Source organism: Shinella granuli (assembly GCF_004341885.1).
In the GTDB taxonomy this organism is placed as follows: domain Bacteria; phylum Pseudomonadota; class Alphaproteobacteria; order Rhizobiales; family Rhizobiaceae; genus Shinella; species Shinella granuli.
Genome location: NZ_SLVX01000004.1, coordinates 243,813 through 264,922 on the forward strand (window position 1 = coordinate 243,813; position 21,110 = coordinate 264,922).

19 protein-coding genes and 1 tRNA gene are annotated in these 21,110 nt (G+C 65.1%); 14 read left to right on the plus strand and 6 right to left on the minus strand.

Translation table 11 applies throughout. The features are described 5' to 3' along the window. Positions 1–36: 36 nt before the first annotated feature. The 3 genes from EV665_RS09520 (at position 37) to EV665_RS09530 (ending at position 2,821) form a co-directional block, all read left to right on the plus strand. On the plus strand, positions 37–1,227 hold the full coding sequence (locus EV665_RS09520; protein ID WP_133033918.1) for an AI-2E family transporter: 1,191 nt from the start codon (positions 37–39) through the stop codon (positions 1,225–1,227). 94 nt (positions 1,228–1,321) lie between these two features. Beyond that, on the plus strand, positions 1,322–1,558 hold the full coding sequence (locus tag EV665_RS09525) for a DUF4189 domain-containing protein (RefSeq protein WP_133033919.1): 237 nt from the start codon (positions 1,322–1,324) through the stop codon (positions 1,556–1,558). A gap of 93 nt (positions 1,559–1,651) precedes the next feature. Then, positions 1,652–2,821, plus strand: coding sequence for a DUF3095 domain-containing protein (locus tag EV665_RS09530; RefSeq protein ID WP_133033920.1), 1,170 nt, complete (start codon positions 1,652–1,654; stop codon positions 2,819–2,821). Positions 2,822–2,849: 28 nt separating this feature from the next. Here the strand turns inward: EV665_RS09530 and EV665_RS09535 are convergent. Both EV665_RS09535 and EV665_RS09540 read right to left on the minus strand, forming a co-directional pair. Further along, a tRNA-Thr gene (locus EV665_RS09535) sits at positions 2,850–2,925 on the minus strand. Between the two features lie 125 nt (positions 2,926–3,050). Next, complete coding sequence (locus EV665_RS09540) at positions 3,051–4,013, minus strand: NAD(P)H-dependent flavin oxidoreductase (protein ID WP_133033921.1); 963 nt, start codon at positions 4,011–4,013, stop codon at positions 3,051–3,053. 715 nt (positions 4,014–4,728) lie between these two features. Here EV665_RS09540 and EV665_RS09545 point away from each other — a divergent pair. Continuing rightward, the gene (locus EV665_RS09545) at positions 4,729–5,892 is read left to right on the plus strand and encodes a biotin transporter BioY (RefSeq protein ID WP_133033922.1); all 1,164 of its coding nucleotides are present in this window, start codon (positions 4,729–4,731) and stop codon (positions 5,890–5,892) included. Between the two features lie 12 nt (positions 5,893–5,904). Here the strand turns inward: EV665_RS09545 and ppk2 are convergent, their stop codons facing one another. Continuing rightward, positions 5,905–6,786, minus strand: a complete 882-nt coding sequence (gene ppk2 / locus EV665_RS09550) for a polyphosphate kinase 2 (protein ID WP_064328696.1) — start codon at positions 6,784–6,786, stop codon at positions 5,905–5,907. A 146-nt stretch (positions 6,787–6,932) separates the two neighbouring features. On the opposite strand from ppk2, the gene phoR reads away from it, so the two are divergent. From phoR to phoB, 7 genes are all read left to right on the plus strand, one after another. Then, complete coding sequence (gene phoR / locus EV665_RS09555) at positions 6,933–8,228, plus strand: phosphate regulon sensor histidine kinase PhoR (RefSeq protein ID WP_084438239.1); 1,296 nt, start codon at positions 6,933–6,935, stop codon at positions 8,226–8,228. A gap of 189 nt (positions 8,229–8,417) precedes the next feature. Beyond that, positions 8,418–9,452, plus strand: a complete 1,035-nt coding sequence (locus tag EV665_RS09560) for a substrate-binding domain-containing protein (protein ID WP_064328697.1) — start codon at positions 8,418–8,420, stop codon at positions 9,450–9,452. A 171-nt stretch (positions 9,453–9,623) separates the two neighbouring features. Next, a complete protein-coding gene (gene pstC, locus EV665_RS09565; protein ID WP_133033923.1) occupies positions 9,624–11,108 on the plus strand; it encodes a phosphate ABC transporter permease subunit PstC in 1,485 nt (494 codons plus the stop codon). Then, positions 11,105–12,433, plus strand: a complete 1,329-nt coding sequence (gene pstA / locus EV665_RS09570) for a phosphate ABC transporter permease PstA (protein WP_133033924.1) — start codon at positions 11,105–11,107, stop codon at positions 12,431–12,433. Before pstC ends, pstA begins: the two co-directional genes overlap by 4 nt. Positions 12,434–12,446: 13 nt before the next feature. Beyond that, the gene (pstB, locus tag EV665_RS09575; protein ID WP_064328700.1) at positions 12,447–13,262 is read left to right on the plus strand and encodes a phosphate ABC transporter ATP-binding protein PstB; all 816 of its coding nucleotides are present in this window, start codon (positions 12,447–12,449) and stop codon (positions 13,260–13,262) included. 48 nt (positions 13,263–13,310) lie between these two features. Next, positions 13,311–14,039, plus strand: coding sequence for a phosphate signaling complex protein PhoU (gene phoU / locus EV665_RS09580; RefSeq protein WP_064328701.1), 729 nt, complete (start codon positions 13,311–13,313; stop codon positions 14,037–14,039). Positions 14,040–14,058: 19 nt separating this feature from the next. Next, complete coding sequence (phoB, locus tag EV665_RS09585; protein WP_064328702.1) at positions 14,059–14,742, plus strand: phosphate regulon transcriptional regulator PhoB; 684 nt, start codon at positions 14,059–14,061, stop codon at positions 14,740–14,742. Positions 14,743–14,897: 155 nt separating this feature from the next. On the opposite strand, the gene EV665_RS09590 is transcribed toward phoB, so the two are convergent. Next, positions 14,898–15,434, minus strand: coding sequence for a GcrA family cell cycle regulator (locus EV665_RS09590; protein ID WP_064328703.1), 537 nt, complete (start codon positions 15,432–15,434; stop codon positions 14,898–14,900). A gap of 423 nt (positions 15,435–15,857) precedes the next feature. On the opposite strand from EV665_RS09590, the gene EV665_RS09595 reads away from it, so the two are divergent. From EV665_RS09595 to EV665_RS09605, 3 genes are all read left to right on the plus strand, one after another. After that, entirely contained in the window at positions 15,858–17,048 is a 1,191-nt protein-coding gene (locus tag EV665_RS09595; protein WP_064328704.1) for an aspartate aminotransferase family protein, read from the plus strand. Between the two features lie 27 nt (positions 17,049–17,075). Beyond that, the gene (argF, locus tag EV665_RS09600) at positions 17,076–17,987 is read left to right on the plus strand and encodes an ornithine carbamoyltransferase (RefSeq protein WP_064328705.1); all 912 of its coding nucleotides are present in this window, start codon (positions 17,076–17,078) and stop codon (positions 17,985–17,987) included. A gap of 201 nt (positions 17,988–18,188) precedes the next feature. Further along, positions 18,189–19,181 carry an Hsp33 family molecular chaperone gene (locus tag EV665_RS09605; protein WP_133033993.1) on the plus strand — a complete coding sequence of 331 codons (993 nt, stop codon included), beginning with the start codon at positions 18,189–18,191 and terminating at the stop codon, positions 19,179–19,181. Positions 19,182–19,364: 183 nt separating this feature from the next. Here the strand turns inward: EV665_RS09605 and apaG are convergent, their stop codons facing one another. Beyond that, positions 19,365–19,757: a Co2+/Mg2+ efflux protein ApaG gene (apaG, locus tag EV665_RS09610; protein ID WP_023516605.1), complete on the minus strand. Its 393-nt coding sequence runs from the start codon at positions 19,755–19,757 to the stop codon at positions 19,365–19,367. A gap of 125 nt (positions 19,758–19,882) precedes the next feature. Continuing rightward, on the minus strand, positions 19,883–21,067 hold the full coding sequence (locus EV665_RS09615; protein WP_133033925.1) for an O-succinylhomoserine sulfhydrylase: 1,185 nt from the start codon (positions 21,065–21,067) through the stop codon (positions 19,883–19,885). Between the last annotated feature and the right edge of the window lie 43 nt (positions 21,068–21,110).

Genomic DNA, 21,110 nt, shown 5'->3' on the forward strand with positions numbered 1-21,110 from the left:
CCGGCCCCGGCATGGGCCTCAAGGGAGTAGACGCGTTTGCTGCATCAGGAACATCGCAGAAGTGAGCCCCGGTTTCTCGGCGCGGCGCGCCCGAGCAGCGTCGCGCTCATATCGCCCATCTCGGCGGCGCGCTGGCTCCTTGTGCTCATCGTCTTCGCCGGCATTTATTTCTTCCACGGCTTCGTCGTGCCGGTGCTCGCCGCGCTCGTCATCGCCTTTGCCAGCTGGCCGCTCTATTCGCGCCTGCTCGCCCAGGTGAACGGCAACCGCACGCTCGCCGCCTCCATCGCCATCCTCCTGATCCTCGCCTTCATCGTCGGGCCTATCATGATCGCCTCGACCTATGCCTTCCACGAGATCCGCGACTGGATCGGCTGGGCTGTCGAGACGAACCGCACCGGCGCGCCGACGCCGGACTGGATCGGCGCGCTGCCGGTCATCGGCGGCTGGCTCGACATGCAGTGGACGCGCTTCCTCGATCACCCCGGCGCGATCGGCGAGCTGACGCAGATCGTCAGCGGCGCCAATATCGGCAATATCTACCGGGTGGCGCTGGCCGCCGGCGGCAAGGCCTTCGGCCTGCTGCTCGCCATGCTGTTCATGCTGATCGCCCTCTTCTTCATCTACCGCGACGGCCAGTCCTTCGCCGGCCAGGTGGACCGGCTCGGCGAGCGCATCCTGCCGATGCGCTGGGAGCGCATTTCCCGCATCGTGCCGGCGACGATCAGCTCCACGGTCACGGGCATGACGCTGATCGCCATCGGCGAAGGCATCGTGCTCGGCATCGCCTACTGGATCGCCGGCGTGCCCTCGGCCGTCACGCTCGGCGTCCTGACCGGCATCATGGCGCTCTTTCCCGGCGGCGCGCCGCTCTCCTTCACGCTCGTCTCGATCTATCTCGTCTCCAGCGGTTCGCCCGTCGCGGGCCTGGCGCTCTTCGTCTGGGGATCGGTCGAACTCTTCATCGTCGACAAGACGCTGCGTCCCCGCCTCGTCGGCGGCCCGATCAAGCTGCCGTTCCTGCCCACCTTCTTCGGCCTCATCGGCGGCGTGAAGACCATGGGTTTCCTCGGTCTCTTCATCGGCCCCGTGCTGATGGCGCTGCTCGTCGCCATCTGGCGCGAATGGATCCGCGAGGTGGACGCCGCCGAACCGCCCTCGGCGATCATCCTCGATCCCCATGCGGAGGTGCCGCCACGGGGCGATCCGGAGCGCAATGTCGGCTGAAGGATCGCGCCACGCCCCCGTATCCGCTTGCACATTTCACCGCCGCCACCGTAGTCTCCGCCCGCGCATTTCGCGCAACCAGGGGGATTTACACATGACACGCATGAAGCGGACAGGGCTTGCCGCCCTCGTCCTTGCGATCACCTTTGCCGCTTCCCATGGCGCGGCGCTGGCCTGGGGCTGCATCGCCGTTTCAGAAGAGGGGACCTACGGCTACAGCTACAGCTTCGACGAGGAGGCGGATGCGCGCGAACGGGCGCTGAATGAATGCGCCAACCGCACGACGGAAGAATCCGTCTGCGAAATCACCGAATGCAACGAAAGCGACTGACAAGGCCGCCTCTCGCGAGCCCGCCCGAACCGGCGGGCTCCTTGCCGGAGAACCGCCGTCGTCTGCCCTGCGCGAATATGGTAGCCTTGCAGCATGAGCCAGCTTTCCAGCGAATCCTTCTTCCGCGCGCTTCCCGTCTTCGTCGATTTTGCAGGCGTCGCCGACAGCACGAATTACCGGGCGCTGCCGCCCGACTGGGCTTTGGCGACGGCCGATATCGTCGATTCCACGGGCGCGATCGAGGCCGGCCGCTACAAGGCGGTCAACATGGCCGGCGCCAGCGTCATCTCGGCCATCCTGAATGCGGTGGGCAACAACGACCTCCCCTTCGTCTTCGGCGGCGATGGCGCGCTCGTCGCCGTGCCGCCGTCGGGTGCCGAGCGGGCGCGCAACGCCCTTTCGGCGGTGCAAAACTGGGTCCGCAACGAGCTCGGGCTGACGCTGCGCGCCGCGCTCGTTCCCGTGGCCGAGGTCGTTGCCGCAGGGCTGGAAGTCCGCGTCGCGCGGTTCCAGGTCACTCCCGACGTTTCCTATGCGATGTTTGCCGGTGGCGGGTCGAGCTGGGCCGAAGCGCGCATGAAGGAAGGCCGCTTTGCCGTGCCGCCGGCATTGCCGGATGCCCATCCGGACCTCACCGGCCTGTCCTGCCGGTGGAACCCGATCCGCTCCCGCCATGGCGACATCGTCTCGATCATCGCGCTTCCCGCCGGGCGCAACAATGCGCAGGCCTTCGAGACGCTGGTCCTCGAGATCGTCGCATTGGCCGGCGGCGAGGAGAGGGAGGGACATCCGATCGCGCCGGAAGGCCCGCAGATCGGCCTGTCGGGTGCCGGATTGTCGGCGGAAACGAGGGCGGCTGCGAAGGGAAGGCGCCTCAGGCAATGGTTCGTCATTCTGGGGCAGCACCTTCTGACCGCCAGCCTCTATCGCCTCGGCCTGACGCTCGGCCGCTTCGACCCCAAGGCATACCGGCAGGATGTCGCCCGGAACGCTGATTTCCGCAAGTTCGACGACGGCCTGAAGATGACCATCGACATAGATGCGACGCGGTTTCGGCAGATCGAGGCCCGGCTGGAGCAGGCCGCAAGCGCCGGCATCTGCCATTTCGGCCTGCACCGACAGGATTCGGCGCTGATGACCTGTATCGTGCCGACGGCGCTGCAGCGCGACCACATGCATTTCATCGACGGCGCCGCCGGCGGCTACGCCATGGCCGCCACCCGCCTGAAGAAGCAGATGTCCGGAACGACGACCGCGCCTTAGACAGGCGTTTTACGGATCTGAGGGAGAATGGTGCCGCTTACGTGACTCGAACACGTGACCCCATCATTACGAATGATGTGCTCTACCGACTGAGCTAAAGCGGCCCTTGCCGGATCCCGAAGCGTGTCGGGACCGGAATGGGTGCGCTGATAACCGCAATGGGAAGAGATTTCAAGCGGGGAGTTTCAACTTCCGCATTTTTCCCGTGCGTTGCAGCGAAATCAGAGGGTCAGGCAGGGAGGATCCGGGCTTTGGCGGCGCGATACTCGCGTTCCAGCCGGGCGATGAGGTCCTCGACCGGGGCGACGGCTTTCACTGCGCCGATCCCCTGGCCGCAGCCCCAGATGTCCTTCCAGGCCTTTGCGCCCGTCGTTGCCTTGTCGAAATCCATCTTTGACGGATCGGCTTCGGGCAGGTGGTCGGGGTCGAGGCCGGCGGCGGTGATCGAAGGTTTCAGGTAGTTGCCATGGATGCCGGTGAAATAGTTGGAGTAGACGATGTCGGCGCTCGCGCTGTCGACGATCATCTGCTTGTAGGCTTCGCTGGCGCGCGCCTCGCGCGTCGCGATGAAGGGCGAGCCGATATAGGCCATGTCGGCGCCCATCGCCTCGGCTGCGAGGATGGCGCCGCCCGTCGCGATCGCGCCGGAAAGCAGGAGGGGGCCGTCGAACCATTCGCGGATCTCCTGCACCAGTGCGAAGGGCGAGAGCGTGCCGGCATGGCCGCCTGCGCCGGCGGCGACCGCGATCAGGCCGTCCGCGCCCTTGCGGATGGCCGAATGGGCGTGGCGGTTGTTGATGACGTCGTGCAGCACGATGCCGCCATAGGAATGGATCGCCGCATTCACCTCCGGCACGGCGCCGAGCGAGGAGATGACGACAGGCACCTTGTATTTCACGCACATCGCCAGGTCATGCTCCAGCCGCTTGTTGGAGCGGTGGACGATCTGGTTGACGGCGAAGGGGACGGCGGGACGATCGGGGTTCTTCGCGTCGTGCGCGGCAAGGCCCTCCGTGATCTCCGCCAGCCACTCGTCGAGCTGGGATTCCGGGCGCGCATTCAGCGCCGGGAAAGCGCCGATGACACCGGCCTTGCATTGTGCAAGGGTCAGCGCGGGATGGGAGACGATGAAGAGCGGCGCGCCGACGACGGGCAGGCGCAGCTTGTCCTTGAGGATCGCGGGCAGGGCCATGAGGGACGTCCTGTTATGGTTTTGACGTTTACGAAAACGTCAAAACCATAACAGCGGGCGCCTTCGCTGAAAAGGGGGCGCGGGGCGATGCTTGCGATGATGGCTTTGAGGGTGTCTTTGGTCGGTGCGTGCGATGGTCCGCGCCTTTATCTCATAAAAACAGAAGGATGGATGCTGTTCGGCGCAAGGACGCGCCGGAGCCGGCTGGCGATGGGGTGAAGGTGAGCGCGGTATAGCAGGGAAATGCTCGGGCGCAGCAGGCGGACAGGCGTATTCGAGGATCAGGACAAGTGCATGTGGCTTAAGACCCTTTCCCATCGGAGGAAGGCAATCGAATATGGCACACCACCCGCCGTTTTTCCTTCGCCGGGGAAAGAGGAGCACGGCAGGCGGCCATGTTTCGCCTGCGGTTCCTCCATCCCGCTGCCGCTTTCTGTTCGGTAGGGGAGCGGCTGGGCGCGCTTCCCGGCTGGGTATGTGATCCTGCTTCCCGCGGGAAAGGACGGCGGCAAGCAGGGGCGCAGGTTATCGCCCGCTTCCAGGAAGCTGCCTGCCGCGGCGCTTATCCCCGGCCAAGCGGGGACAGTTTCGGCCGGAAGGCTTGCGCAAATTCCCGGCAAACGTTACGCAAAAGCTAACGAAAGCCGGAAAGTAGGGCTCTTTCCACAGGTGTATCTTCGCCGCGTGTTGGGCGGTTCCCGCAGAAGGGTCGGATGTGAGCGGACTGGAAACGGCAATCAGAAACGCGCTGGCGCGCTCCGAACGCGCCAATGCCGAGGTTCGGGCGCGCATCTACCAGTCGGCGCGCAATGCGCTTGAAGCGGGCCTGCGCAAGCAGGATATCCGCGATCCCGAGACGATCGCCGCCCAGCGCCACCGGCTGGAAGCGACCATTCACCAGATCGAGGCGGAAGAGCGCGCCGGGCTCGTCGCCACGCCCAGCCACGAGACACGCGTGGACCCGGTCGTCGAAGCGCGGCCGGAGCCGGTGATGCGCGCCGAACGCGACGTCCGGCCGGAGCCGGCGCTCGACGCCGAGCCGCGCGGCGGGACGGAACGGCGCATGGAGGTCGAACGGCCGGCGAGCAGCGATATCGGGGCCATCCGGCCCGAACGCGCCGACGGCTTTGGCAAGGGCGGCAAGCGGCCGGCAGACGCCGCCAATGCCGCGGCCGCGGCGGAAGCCGCGGATTTCAGGCCTGAACGGGCGGCCAAGCCGCGCAAGCGCCGCGGCCGGCTGTTCTCCTTCCTGCTGGTCGTCGCCACGCTGATCGCCGCCTTCGGGGCGCTGGCCTGGTGGGTGCGGACGAGCGGCCTGCTCGAGGATTTGCGAAGCGGTGCGGACAATTCCACGCCGCCCGCGACGGTTTCGGGCGAGGACTTTTCCGGCGAGGATCCGATCAAGAAGGCGCTCGACACGCAGAGCCGCTTCACCGCCGACTGGCGTGCCGTCTTCGCGCCTGCCGAGACGGCAAAGCTCTCGGCGGGGCCGGCCGGCCGTTTCGAGGCGGTGAGCACGAACGAAGGCCCGGCGGTGCGCGTCACTTCCACCAATCCCGAGCGCGACGGCGCGGTCGAGATCGCGGTCTCGCCCGAGATCCTCGGCGAAATGGGCGGCAAGACCTCGACGATCGCCATGACGCTGCAGGCGGTCGGCGACAAGCCCGTACAGGTGACCGTCGAATGCGATTTCGGGACGATGGGCGGCTGCGGACGCCATCGTTTCACGGTGTCGGAGCGTACCGACATCCTGTTCCAGGTGGAATTCGAAGGCTCGCTCTCGCCGAGCGAGCCGGGCAAGCTGCTGCTCAACAGCGACATCACCGGCGGGGATGCGAGCGTGAACCTCTATGCCGTCCGCATCCTGCCGGGCGAATGAGCCTGCCGCTGCCTATTTGACGAAGCCCGGCCCCGCGCCGACGATCTTCCTGTCGATCTCGCCGATCGCCTTCTCGTCCTTGCCTTCATAGTCGAGCGTCATGAGGATGTGGCGGATGAGGTTGAGGCGGGCGCGGCGCTTGTCGTTGCCGCGCACCACGGTCCAGGGCGCGTGGTCCGTATGGGTCTCCTTCAGCATGCGGTCGCGCTTTTCGGTATAGTCGCCCCACTTGTTGAGTGCGGCGATGTCCATCGGCGAGAGTTTCCAGACCTTGAGTGGATCGTGCCGGCGGTCGTGGAAGCGTTTCAGCTGCATTTCCCGGCCGATATTGAGCCAGAACTTGAAGAGCTGGATATCCTCGGCGACGATCATCTTCTCGAAGCGCGGCGTTGCCTTGAGGAATTTTTCATACTCTTCCGGCGTGCAGAAGCCCATGACCGGCTCGACGCCGGCGCGGTTGTACCAGGAGCGGTCGAACAGCACGAATTCGCCCGCTGTCGGAAAGGTCGCGACATAACGCTGGAAATACCATTGGCCGCGCTCGGTCTCGGTCGGTTTCGTCAGCGCGACGATACGGGCGGAGCGCGGGTTCATGTAGGACATGGTGGCGTGGATCGCGCCGCCCTTGCCGGCCGCATCCCGCCCCTCGAACACCGCCATCACGCGCTTGCCGGTCTTCTGCTGCCAGAACTGCACCTTGACCAGCTCGATCTGCAGCAGCTTCAGCGTCTTTTCGTATTCCTTGTTGTCGAGTTTCTTGTCGTAGGGATAGTCGTCGGACTTGAAGGCCTTCTCCTCGATCCAGTCGGGCAGCTTCGGATCGTCGATATCGAATACCCGCTTCTTGCCTTGGATATCGAGTTCCACGGCCCGGCTTTCGACCTTTTCCGCCATCGTCTACTCCTTGAACTAACTGGGCGCGGCTGTCGCCGTATCGCCGCAGGTGGCCACAACCGGATTGCGAATTCAAGCGCGCCGTGAAAAACATGTCATGAAGCCGCGCTATCCATGGAGAATCGATGGAGGTCGCGGAGGATAGGATGCTTGCGAGGGAATGGGTGGCGGTGGCGGATCAGCGGACGGGTCTCGGCTGGCTGGCGGCGCAACTGTGGGGCGAGCGGGTGCTGATCGCCTCGGCCGTCTTCGTCGGCTTCATGATGTGGCTTGCGGGCCTGCATCTCGGCTGGGTGTCCTTCGCCGTCCTCCTGCTCGTCGTTGCCGGCCTCTTGCGCACCGAGCGGCGCATGGTGGAAACCGGCGGCCGGACCATGGCGACCTCCGCCGCGCCGGTGCCGGAGGTTCAGCCCGCCGTCCCGCCCGTCGACGATCTTTCCGCCATCGCCGCGGTTCTCGGTGCGCTGGATGCGCCCGCCCTGCTGCTTTCGGGCCGCGAGACGGTCAAGCTGCAGAATCGCGCGGCCGAGGCGATCTTCGGTGTGATCCCGCGGGGCAGCGACCTTGCCGGCCGCATCCGCGCGCCCGGCATCCTCGACATGGTGCGCGATGCGATCGCCAGCGGCCAGCCGCGCGAGACCGAACATGCCGAGCGTCTGCCGTCGGAGACCGTCTATGTCGTGCGCATCGCCCCTCTCGCCGAAAGGACGAGCGAACCCCTCTGGCTGCTGACCTTCCGGGATGTCTCGCAGGCCCGCCGCATCGATCGCATGCGCTCCGATTTCGTCGCCAATGCCAGCCATGAACTGCGCACGCCGCTCGCCTCGCTGCGCGGCTTCATCGAGACCCTGCAGGGGCCGGCAAAGAACGATGTGAAGGCGCATGAGCGCTTCCTCGGCATCATGCATGAGCAGGCGACGCGCATGAGCCGCCTGGTCGACGACCTGCTGTCGCTCTCGCGCCTCGAACTGCGCTCCAATCTCACGCCGGACCAGACCATCGATCTCGTGCCACTTCTCGGCCATGTGCGCGACAGCCTGCAGCCGCTCGCCTCCGATCTCGGCGTGGAGGTCGTGCTCGATGTGCCGCGCCATCCCGTCACCGTTCCCGGCGACCGGGACGAGCTGGTCGAGGTCTTCGAGAACCTGATCGAGAACGCCTGCAAGTACGGTCAGGAGGGCAAGCGGGTGGATGTGGTGCTCTCCGGCGGCGGGGGAGCGCCCGTCGAGCTCAACGTCACCGATTACGGGCCGGGCATTCCCCCGGAGCATGTGCCGCGCATCACCGAACGTTTCTATCGGGTTAACGTGGAAGCAAGCCGGTCCAAGAAGGGCACGGGCCTCGGCCTTGCCATCGTCAAGCACATCCTCACCCGCCACCGGGCGCGCCTCGTGGTGAAGTCCGAGGTGGGCAAGGGCACGGTCTTTACCGTCAAATTCTGACACAAAGGGCGACGCTCCTGTCGTCCTGATAAAAATAGACAAGCAATTTCAATTGCTTGATGTGTCACAAATGTTTCGTCAAACTGACATAAAAGGAAGGGCGATCGGGGTTTAGAGAAGGGCCGCCGGTCAACGGCAGAGAGCGCGAGAACAGCGCTTCCCACACATGTCCTCTTCGGGAGAACCCAGATGAAATCTCTTAAGCTCACTGTTGCGGCGCTCGTTGCTTCCGCCGCATTCGCAGGCGTTGCCGTTGCGCGTGACCAGGTCCAGATCGCCGGCTCGTCCACCGTTCTTCCCTATGCCAAGATCGTCGCGGAGACGTTCGGCGAGACCTTCCCCGACTTCAAGACCCCGATCGTCGAATCCGGCGGCACGGGTGGCGGCCTGAAGGAATTCTGCAAGGGCGTCGGCCCGGACACCATCGACATCGCCAATGCGTCGCGCCAGATCAAGGGTGACGAAGTCGAAGCCTGCAAGGCAGCCGGCGTGACCGAGATCCAGGAAATCAAGATCGGCTATGACGGCATCGTGTTCGCCACCGATTCCGGCAATGCCGACCTGAAGCTCGAGCCGAAGGACCTCTACCAGGCGCTCGCCGCCGAAGTCGTCATCGACGGCAAGCTCGTTGCCAATCCCTACAAGAAGTGGACGGAAATCAACCCGTCGCTGCCGGACGCCGAAATCGCCGCCTACATCCCGGGCTCCAAGCACGGCACGCGCGAAGTCTTCGAAGAGAAGATCCTCGCTCACGGCTGCAAGGACGCGGGCGCCCAGGACGTCATCAAGGCCGCTTTTGCCGACGCCAAGGACCAGCTTTCCAAGTGCGTAGCCGTTCGTAAGGACGGTCTGGCTGTCGACATCGACGGCGACTACACCGAAACGCTCGCCCGCATCGCCGCCAACAAGTCCGGCATCGGCGTGTTCGGCCTCTCCTTCTACGAAAACAACGCCGACAAGCTGAAGGTCGCCACCGTCAGCGGCGTCGTTCCGACCGCCGAATCGATCGCTTCCGGCGAATACCCGGTTTCGCGCCCGCTGTATTTCTACGTCAAGAAGGCGCATCTCGGCGTTATTCCGGGCCTCAAGGAATATGTCGAGTTCTTCACGAGCGACGACATGATCGGCCCGGACTCCCCGCTGGTTGAATACGGCCTCGTAGCGGCTCCGGACGCAGAGCGCGAAGAAGTCCGCAAGGCCTTCGTCGACGGCAAGATCATGTAATTGGCTTGGGCCGGCGCGGTGTCTTTCGGGAGATGCCGCGCCGGCCGCTCCCTTTCGGGCGGTTTTCGCCCATGTCATGTTCTTCGACCGGGAATGGGGCGCCTTGTCGAACGGTCGGGGCGAGCGGTAGGCACGCCCAGGGCGGATGATCTCGCCGGGAGAATTTCCTAAATGAGTATTTCCCTTCTTTTGCTCATCGTCGCCGTGATCGGCGTGGCGGGCTATCTGGTCGGAAGCCAGCGCGCCAGCGCGCTTGCCGGCGGCAAACTTTCCAGCCTGCATTCCCGGCCGGGTTACTACGGATCCTTCGTCGCCATATGGGCGATGCTGCCCGCAGTCCTCGCGCTGCTGGTCTGGCTCGTCGCGAGCCCGATCTACATCAGTTCGACGGTGCGCGACGGCTTCCCCGACGAGGTGAAGGCCGAGTCGCAGGCGACGCAGAACCTCAACTACAACATGATCGGCGCCATCTCCCGCGGCCTGTCGCTGCTGACGCCCGAAGAGCGCACGGCGCTTTATGCCGACGGCACGACCGCCCGCACGGTCCTGGCTGCCAAGGGCGTGCCGCTCGCAGCCGATCCGGCGCCCTACATGCTGAAGGCCGCCGACGATCTCAACCGCATGACGACGGCGAGCAGCACGTTCCGGTCGATCCTGGCGCTGATCATCGCCGTCGCCGGCGGCGCGCTCGCCTACCGGTCGATCGCGCCGCGTTTCCGGGCCCGCAACCGCGTCGAAGGCGTGATGCTGGTGGCGCTGATCGGCGCCTCCTCGATCGCCATCCTGACGACGGTCGGCATCGTCGCGTCGATGCTGACGGAAGCGGTCCACTTCTTCAACGCGGTCCCGGCCTGGGAGTTCTTCTTCGGCACGGTCTGGGATCCGCGCTTCGCCGCCGCCGGCGCGACGGATTCGTCCGGCCAGTTCGGCCTGATCCCGCTGCTCGCCGGCACGCTCTATATCGGCCTGGTCGCCATGCTGGTCGCCGTGCCGGTCGGCCTCTTCGCCGCCATCTACATGTCGGAATACGCCTCGCGCCACGTCCGCTCGGTCGCCAAGCCGCTGCTCGAAGTGCTCGCCGGCATCCCGACCATCGTCTACGGCTTCTTCGCCCTCGTGACGGTCGGCCCGTTCCTGCGCGACATCTCCGCCCAACTGAGCGGCCTCGTCACCGGCAATTATTCGAGCTTCATCCAGGCGCAGAGCGTCCTGACCGCCGGTTTCGTCATGGGCATCATGCTGATCCCCTACGTCTCCTCGCTGTCGGACGACATCATCACCGCCGTGCCGCGCGCCCTGCGTGACGGTTCGCTCGGCCTCGGCGCGACGCGTTCGGAAACGATCAAGCGCGTCATCCTGCCGGCCGCCCTGCCGGGCATCGTCGGCGCACTGCTGATGACCGCGTCGCGCGCCGTCGGCGAAACCATGATCGTGGTGCTTGCCGCCGGCGTTGCCGCCCGCATGCAGCTCAATCCCTTCGAGCCGATGACGACGGTGACGGTCAAGATCGTCAACCAGCTGACGGGCGATCTCGAATTCACCTCGCCTCAGACGCTGGTGGCCTTCGCGCTCGGCATCACGCTGTTCGTCATCACGCTTTGCCTCAACATCTACGCCCTCTACATCGTGCGCAAATACCGGGAGCAGTACGAATGAGCCAGGTCTCCATGAGCCCCTCGATGGCCGCCCTAGGCGCTGCCTCCAGGCCCGAACGCCGCGATATCGGCCTGCGTGGCCGCTACGCCGCCGAACGCCGCTTCCGCCTCTACGGCATGGCCGCGATCGCCTTCGGCCTCCTCTTCCTGTTCCTTCTGCTGTTCTCGGTGGTCTCCAAGGGCTACACCGCCTTCCAGCAGTCGATGATCACCATCCCGGTGGAGTTCTCGGAGCAGATCATCGACAAGGACAACGAACGCGCGACCAACCCGCAGAAGCTGGTCTCGGCCAATTATCCGGTCGTCGCCCGCGATGCGCTGGCCAGGGTGCTGGGCGTTGCCGCGGACGACCGCGCCGCCATGCGCGAGGTCAACGGCATGATCTCGGACAGCGTCCGCGTCCAGCTCCGCAACCTCGTCACCGCCAACCCCGCGATCATCGGCACCACGCAACCGGTGACCTTCCTTGCGCACGGTGACCTCGATTCGGCCTTCAAGGGCCAGATCAACCTCGACGTGCCGGAAAAGGACCGCAAGATCTCCGACAGGCAGATCGGCTGGATGAACCAGCTCGCCGAAAGCGGTGCGCTTTCCAAGCACTTCAACACCGGCCTCTTCGTCAACGGCGCATCGAGCCGTCCGGAAGCCGCCGGCGTCGGCGTCGCGCTCATCGGCTCGCTCTACATGATGCTGATCGTGCTCGTGCTGTCCTTGCCGATCGGCGTGGCCGCCTCGATCTACCTGGAAGAGTTCGCCCCGAAGAACCGCTTCACCGACCTCATCGAGGTGAACATTAACAACCTCGCCGCCGTGCCGTCCATCGTCTACGGCCTCTTGGGCCTTGCCGTCTTCGTCAACTTTGCGGGCTTCCCGCGCTCGGCGGCCCTCGTCGGCGGCCTGGTGCTGACCCTCATGACGCTGCCGACGATCATCATCGCGACCCGCGCTGCCCTGAAAGCCGTGCCGCCGTCGATCCGTTCGGCTGCCCTCGGCCTTGGCGCATCGAAGATGCAGACGGTGTTCCACCATGTCCTGCCGCTCGCCATGCCGGGCATCCTGACGGGCACGATCATCGGCCTTGCGCATGCGCTCGGCGAAACCGCGCCGCTGCTCCTCATCGGCATGGTCGCCTTCGTCGCCGACGTTCCGGCAACGCCGATGGATCCGGCAACGGCCCTTCCGGTGCAGATCTACATGTGGGCGAACGAGGCCGAGCGCGCCTTCGTGGAGCGCACCTCGGGAGCCATCATCGTGCTCCTCATCTTCCTCATCCTCATGAATGTTGGTGCAATCCTGTTGCGCCGCCGTTTCGAACGGCGCTGGTAGAAGGACCGATCATATGAACATGATGTCAGAAGCAGCAGTCGAGAAAGCGCTGGACAAGAAAATGAACGACATTTCCTACAAGATGATCGGCAAGGACGTCTCGGTCTATTACGGCGAGAAGCGCGCCCTTTACGACGTCAACCTCAATGTGCGCGAAAACACCGTGACGGCGCTCATCGGTCCGTCCGGCTGCGGCAAGTCGACGTTCCTGCGCACGCTGAACCGCATGAACGACACGATCGACGGCTGCCGCGTCACCGGCCGCATCACGCTCGACACGGACGATATCTACGATCCGGCGATCGACGTCGTGGAACTGCGCGCCCGCGTCGGCATGGTGTTCCAGAAGCCGAACCCGTTCCCCAAGTCGATCTACGAGAACGTCGCCTACGGTCCGCGCATCCATGGCCTTGCCAAGGCGAAGGCCGACATGGACGCCATCGTCGAGCAGAGCCTTCAGAAGGCCGGCCTCTGGAACGAGGTGAAGGATCGCCTGCAGGAGGGCGGTACCGGCCTTTCCGGCGGCCAGCAGCAGCGCCTGTGCATCGCTCGAGCCGTCGCCGTCAGCCCGGAGGTCATCCTGATGGACGAGCCCTGCTCGGCGCTCGACCCGATCGCCACCGCCAAGGTCGAGGAGCTGATCCACGAGCTGCGCGCCAACTTCACCATCGTCATCGTGACGCACTCGATGCAGCAGGCGGCCCGCGTCTCGCAGCGCACCGCCATGTTCCACCTCGGCAACCTCGTCGAGGAGAACGACACCGACAAGATGTTCACCAACCCGGATGACCAGCGCACGCAGGACTACATCATGGGTCGCTTCGGCTGACGCCTGTCGCCGAACCCGTGAAAACCCGCGCGCATTAAGGACAGAACCATGTCATCGACCCATATTGTCTCGATTTACGACGAAGAACTGAAATATCTCTCCCGCCGCATCTCCGAAATGGGCGGTACGGCCGAGCAGATGGTGGCGGATTCGGTCCGCGCCCTCGTCACGACGGATGCGGCTCTGGCCCAGAAGGTCATTTCCGAGGACGTCATCCTCGACAATGCCGAGCGCCAGATCAACGACAAGGCGATCGTCACCATCGCCAAGCGCCAGCCGATGGCCGCGGACCTGCGCGAGATCATGGGCGCGATCCGCATCGCGGCCGAGCTGGAGCGCGTCGGCGACCTCGGCAAGAACACTGCCAAGCGCGTCATCGCCGTGCAGAGCTCGGGCATGCCCCGCAAGCTTGCCCGCGGTCTCGAACACCTCGCCGAACTCGCGCTGATGCAGCTCAAGGAAGTGCTCGACGTCTATGCCACCCGATCGGTGGACAAGGCCAAGGCGATCCGCGAGCGTGACGACGAGATCGACGCGATCTACACCTCGCTGTTCCGCGAACTTCTCACCTATATGATGGAAGACCCGCGCAACATCACGCCCTGCACGCACCTCCTGTTCTGCGCCAAGAACATCGAGCGCATCGGCGACCACGCGACCAACATCGCCGAGACCATCTACTACATGGCGACCGGATCGCAGCCGGAGGGCGAACGCCCGAAGGACGACACTTCGACCTCCGTCGTCGCGGCCGGCCTCGCCGACGCGTCCGAGTAAAGAGAGCAGGTTCAACTCCATGGTGCCCAGAATTGCCGTCGTGGAAGACGAGGAGGCCCTCAGCGTCCTCCTGCGCTACAATCTGGAAGCGGAAGGTTTCGAGGTCGATACGATCCTGAACGGTGACGAGGCCGAGATGCGTTTGCAGGAGCGCATGCCGGACCTCCTCATCCTCGACTGGATGCTTCCAGGCGTTTCCGGCATCGAACTGTGCCGGCGCCTGCGCCAGCGCCCGGAAACCGAACGCCTGCCGATCATCATGCTGACGGCGCGCGGCGAGGAGAGCGAGCGCGTGCGCGGCCTTGCCACCGGCGCGGACGATTATGTCGTGAAACCATTCTCGACGCCGGAACTCGTCGCCCGCGTGCGGGCGATGCTGCGCCGGGCCAAGCCCGAGGTCGTCTCGACGGTGCTGCGCTGCGGCGATATCGAGCTCGACCGCGAGACGCACCGCGTCCACCGCCGCACCCGCGAGGTCCGCCTCGGCCCGACGGAATTCCGCCTCCTGGAGTTCCTGATGACCTCGCCCGGCCGCGTCTTCTCGCGCTCGCAGCTTCTCGATGGCGTCTGGGGCCATGATATCTATGTCGATGAGCGGACCGTCGACGTGCATGTCGGCCGCCTGCGCAAGGCGCTCAACTTCGCCAACATGCAGGATGTCATCCGCACGGTGCGCGGCGCCGGCTATTCGCTGGAGGCCTGAGCGAACGGGTTTCCTCCCAAGGACGGAAATGGGCCCTCAGGGGCCTGTTTGCGTTTCCGGGGCAAGACACCTCCCGGCAGAGGGGAGCTTGCACGTCGCTCCAAACGAAAACGGACCCTCTCGGGTCCGCATCGCATGTCCTGCCGTGGTAGACGTTACCGCATCCGGCGGCGCTCGGCCGAGGGCTGGTAGGCGAGGCGCTGGTGGTAGGTGCAGTAGGGGGAATTGTCGGGGGATTCATTGCCGCAGAAATGGAAGTCGTCATTGAGCGGATCGCCGATCGGCCACTTGCAGGTGCGCTCGGTGAGCTGGGTCAGCTCCAGCCGGCGCGACATCGGCACGACCACGCTGTTGCCGTTGGCCGGAACCGGAAGGGTCTCGGCCTGCATTTCGAAATCGACGTCGATCTCTTCCTTGGGAAGCGTGTTGTCGGCCGGCCGGGCGACGGGCCGGGCAGCGACGGGACGGGCCGCGAAATTCGACGGGCGCGGCGTCGCCGGCGCCGGACGCTTCGGGCGTGCCGCGGTCTGGGTGCCGCCGGCCTTGGCGCGGCCGGGCAGGTTCAGCCGGTGCACCTTGCCGATGACGGCGTTGCGGCTGACGCCGCCGAGCTGCGCCGCGATCTGGCTCGCGCTCAAGCCCTCGCTCCAGAGCTTCTTGAGTTTCTCGACGCGCTCGTCTGTCCAGTTCATGTTTTCGTCTCCGCTCGGCGTCCAGGATGCAGGAATCCCTCGTCGTGCTCCGGACGGGTCCGGAACCTGAACGCCCTAACTCTTTTGGTGACTAGTTCCGCCGCATGCAGTCTAGTAATTGGTCCTTAACCTAGAGACCGGTGGACTCTGTGACAAGAGTCGCCGGAATCCGGGCGAATCGATTTCGGAGTTTTCCCCAACTTGCTGGTCAGGTGTGACTCGATAGCGACACCTTCCGCGTGCGCCGTGAATCCTCACCTTGCGGGATGTTCAGCGCCATTTCGGGTGCGATTTTGTTGACATCCCAAGATGAAATGCCGATAGTGCGGCATGCCGCCGAAAGGCGGCTTTTGGTTTTTCTGAAGCCCGGAAAAGTCAAGCCGCATTCCTGTTTTTCCGCATCTCTTTTCGGAGGATCCGCGCATGGCCGATGTCGCGCCGCTCTATGAAACCTACATGCGTGCGCCGCTCAGGTTCACGCGCGGGGAGGGCGTGTGGCTGATCGCCGAAGATGGCGAGCGATATCTCGATTTTGCCGCCGGCGTCGCCGTCAATTCGCTGGGCCATGCGCATCCCCATCTCGTCGCCGCGCTGAAGGACCAGGCCGACAAGGTCTGGCACCTGTCGAACCTTTACGAGGTCCCGGGCCAGGAAAGCCTCGGCCGCCGGCTGACGGAGGCCACCTTCGCCGACAAGGTGTTCTTCACCAATTCGGGCGCCGAGGCGCTGGAATGCGCGATCAAGACGGCCCGGCGCTACCATTTCGCCAAGGGCCATCCCGGCAAGTTCCACATCATCACCTTCGAAGGCGCCTTCCACGGCCGCACGATCGCGACGATCGCCGCCGGCGGGCAGGAGAAGTATATCGAGGGCTTCGGCCCCAAGGCACCGGGCTTCCTCAAGGTTCCCTTCGGCGATATCACGGCCGTCAAGGATGCGATCACCGAGGAAACGGCCGGCATCCTGATCGAGCCTGTGCAGGGCGAGGGCGGGCTGCGTCCGGTGTCGAAGGAGTTCATGCAGGAGCTGCGCCAGCTCTGCGACGAATACGGCCTGCTGCTCATCCTCGACGAAGTGCAGACCGGCGTCGGCCGCACGGGACGCCTCTTCGCCCATGAATGGGCCGGGGTCACGCCCGACATCATGGCGATCGCCAAGGGGATCGGCGGCGGCTTCCCGCTCGGCGCTTGCCTTGCCACGAACGAGGCGGCGGCCGGCATGGTCGCCGGCACGCACGGCTCGACCTATGGCGGCAACCCGCTCGCCATGGCCGTCGGCAATGCCGTGCTCGACGTGGTGCTGGAGGACGGCTTCCTTGAGCATGTGCGCGATGTCGCGCTCGTCTTCCGCCAGGGCCTTGCCGCGCTGAAGGATCGTTTCCCCGACATCATCGAGGATATTCGCGGCGAGGGCCTGATGCTCGGCATCAAGGCGAAGATCCCGGTCGCCGACCTCCTGAAGGGCGTGCGGGCGGAAAACCTGCTGGCCGTGCCGGCGGGCGACAACGTGCTGCGGCTGCTGCCGCCGCTGACCGTGACCGCGGAAGAGGCGCGCGAGGGACTTGCCCGCATCGAGCGCGCCGCGGAAAAACTCACGGCTGCCAAGGCCGCGTAAGCAGCGAACGGACAGACAGGACACATCATGGCCAAGCATTTTCTCGACCTTTCCGCCGTTTCGGAAAGCGATCTCCGCGTCATCATGGACGATGCGCACACGCGCAAGGCCGCCAGCAAGGCCGGCACCGAAGCCAGGCCGCTCGCCGGCAAGATGCTCGCGATGATCTTCGAGAAGCCCTCCACGCGAACCCGCGTCTCCTTCGATGTCGGCATGCGCCAGCTCGGCGGCGAGACGCTGTTCCTGTCGGGCACGGAAATGCAGCTCGGCCGCGCCGAGACGATCGGCGACACGGCCAGGGTCCTCTCGCGCTATGTCGATGCCATCATGATCCGCACGACGGACCATGCCCGCCTGCTGGAGCTTGCCGAACACGCCACCGTGCCCGTCATCAACGCGCTGACGGACCTCACCCATCCCTGCCAGATCATGGCCGACATCATGACCTTCGAGGAGCATCGCGGTTCCACGAAGGGCAAGACCTTCGCCTGGACCGGCGATGGGAACAACGTGCTGCATTCCTTCGTCGAGGGCTCCGCCCGCTTCGGCTATACGATGAAGATGGCCGTGCCGATGGGCTCGGAGCCCGACGACAAGATCCTGAACTGGGCGCGCGACAATGGCGGCAACATCCTGCTCGGCCATGATCCGGACGCCATCGTCGACGGCGTCGATCTCGTCGTCACCGATACCTGGGTCTCGATGAACCAGGAGCACCGCGCCCGCGGCCACAACATCTTCCAGCCCTACCAGGTCAACAGGCAATTGATGGCGCGCGCCGACAAGGACGCGCTCTTCATGCACTGCCTGCCCGCCCATCGCGGCGAGGAAGTGACCGACGAGGTGATCGACGGCCCGCAGTCCGTGGTCTTCGACGAGGCGGAGAACCGTCTCCATGCGCAGAAGTCGATCCTGGCCTGGTGCTTCGGCGTCGTCTGACACCGCCTTGAAAAACGCCGTCGCCGGCACGATCTAGGGGCCATCACGGAGCGCCATACGGCGCTTTTTCTGGCGCATGCCCGCCCGGTATGGAATGATCGGGAAAGAGCGAGCGCAATATCACGGTAGAACGCCTGTCGGAAGCAGGCCGGGCCCACGGCCTCGGCGGCGCCGAAGCGTGCAAGGAGCAGAATGATGATGATGGCGGAAAATGCCCTGAAACTCGGCGAACCCGGCTTTGCCGGCGATGATCATGTCCTGCCGTTCCAGGTGGAGGGTCTCGACGTGCGCGGTCGCGCCGTGCAACTCGGCCCGATGCTCGACGGCATTCTCGGCCGGCACGATTATCCCGCGCCCGTTGCCCGGCTGCTGGCCGAGGCGATCACGCTGACCGTGCTGCTCGGCACCTCGCTGAAATTCGAGGGCAAACTGATCGTCCAGACCAAGGGCGACGGCCCCGTCGACCTGCTGGTGGCCGATTTCGCCGCGCCGGAGAACGTGCGCGCCTATGCCCGCTTCGACCAGGCCGCGCTCGATGCCGCGATTGCGGCCGGCACGACGGAGCCGCACGAGCTTCTGGGCAAGGGCATCCTCGCCTTCACCATCGACCAGGGCGCCCATACCCAGCGCTACCAGGGCATCGTGCCGCTCGACGGTCATACGCTGGAGGAGATCGCTGGCGTCTATTTCCGCCAGTCGGAGCAGATCCCGACCAAGGTGCGCCTCGGCGTCGCCGAACTCTACGACCGTGATGCCGCCGGCAAGGCGCGCCATCGCTGGCGCGCGGGCGGCATGGTCGCGCAGTTCCTGCCGCAGGCGCCGGAGCGCATGCGCCAGGCCGACCTTCCGGGCGGCGACGGCGAGGAGGCCGGCCACAAGATCGCCGATGACGACAACTGGGCCGAAGCCAAGGCCATGGTCGAGACGATCGACGCGGACGAGCTGACGGATCCCAATGTCGGCACCGAACGGCTGCTGTTCCGCCTCTTCCATGAGCGGGGCGTGCGCGTCTACCAGCCGCAGCAGGTCTTCGACCGCTGCTCCTGTTCGCGCGAGAAGCTGAAGGGCGTCCTGGCCGGCCTCAGCGCGGAGGAGATCGCGCATACGGCGGATGACAAGGGCGAGATCGCGGTCACCTGCGAGTTCTGCTCGACAACCTACCGCTTCGAGGCGGCGGAAGTCCTGCCGCAGTAAGGGGCCTCGCCCCTCATCCGGCTGCCGCCACCTTCTCCCCGCAAGCGGGGAGAAGGGAAGGATGCAAGGCTCTGGTCTTCATCCACGACAACGATGTCAGGAAAACGATGCGGTCTGGTCCCTTCGCCCCGCTTGCGGGGAGAAGGTGGCCGGCAGGCCGGATGAGGGTAATTCTTGCCGCCCTCAATTGAGCGTACGCGCCTGCCCCGGCGTATCCAGCGAAAAGGCCGGTATCGCCACATCGAACGCCTCGCCGTTCTCCGCTTCCATGCGGTAGCGGCCGAACATGATGCCCGAGGGTGTTTCGAGCGGGCAGCCGGAGGAATATTCGTAGGTGTCGCCGGGGCGTAGCACCGGCTGCTCGCCGATGACGCCGGGTCCGTTCACCTCGTCGACCTGGCCGTTCTGGTCGGTAATGTGCCAGTAGCGCGTCATCAGCCGCACGGCGACATCGGAATGGTTCGCGATGACCACCCGGTATCCCCACACATAGCGGCTGTCGTCGGGATCGGACTGGTCGGCCAGATAGTACGGCTCTACGGTCACTTCGATGTCGCGGGTCAGCGCACGATACATGGGCAAGCCTTGAACTGATTAGCTTCTGCTATTCTACACGAATGTGGTTTCGTCAAGGATAAGCAAAGAAAGCACCGGCCCCCCGGCCGGTGCTTCCGCATTTGTCCATCGGTACGGCGAAGGGCTCAGGCCTTGATCCTGGAGAGCGCGCGGGCAAAATCCTCGATGAGGTCCTCGCTGTCCTCGATGCCGGCCGAAAGGCGCACGGTGCCGGCCGAAATGCCGAGCTCGGCGCGTGCCTCGTCCGTCAGGTTCTTGTGCGTCGTCGTCGCCGGATGGGTGATGAGGCTCTTGGCGTCGCCGAGATTGTTGGAGATCTTCACGACCTCAAGCGCATCCTGCAGCGCGAAGGCCGCATCCTTGCCGCCCTTCAGCTCGAAGCAGACGAGCGTCGAGCCGCCCGTCATCTGCTTGGCGATGATGTCGGCCTGCGGATGGTCCTTGCGGCCCGGATAGATCACGCGGGCGACCTCATTCCGGTCGGCGAGGAAGTCCGCGATGCGGCTGGCATTCTCCGTCTGCTGCTTGACGCGCAGCGGCAGCGTCTCGATGCCCTTCAGCAGCGTCCAGGCATTGAACGGCGACATGGCCGGGCCTGTATGGCGGAAATAGTCGTGCAGGTTCTCGTCGATCCACGCCTTGTCGGAAAGCACCACGCCGCCGAGGCAGCGGCCCTGGCCGTCGATATGCTTGGTGGCCGAGTAGACGACGACATGGGCGCCGAGCTCCAGCGGCTTCTGGAAGAGCGGCGTCGCGAAGACGTTGTCGACGACGACCTTGGCGCCGATCTGGTTCGCTAGTCTTGCGACGCCCGCGATGTCGATCACTTCCAGCGTCGGGTTGGTCGGGCTTTCGAGGAAAAACACCTTGGTGCTCTTCCGGATCGCCTTTTCCCAGTTGGCAAGGTCGCGGCCGTCGATCAGCGTGCATTCGATGCCGTATTTCGGCGCGAGCGTCTCGACCACCCAGCGGCAGGAGCCGAAGAGCGCGCGGGCGGCGACGATATGGTCGCCGGCCTTGAGCTGGCAGAGGATCGCGGCGGAGACGGCGGCCATGCCGGAGGCGGTGGCGCGCGCATCCTCGGCGCCTTCCAGCATGCACATGCGCTTTTCGAACATGTCGTTGGTCGGGCTGCCGTAGCGGGCGTAGATGAAGCCGTCGGTCTCGCCCTTGAAGCGGGCTTCGGCCGCCGCCGAGGTGTCGTAGACGAAGCCTTGCGTCAGGAAGATGGCTTCTGCGGTTTCGCCGTGCTGGGAGCGGGTGGTTCCGCCGTGAACGAGTTGGGTGGCGGGGCGCCAGGACTTGCTCATGTGATCGTCGCCTTCAAACAAAAAAACCGGCCGCAAAAGCAGG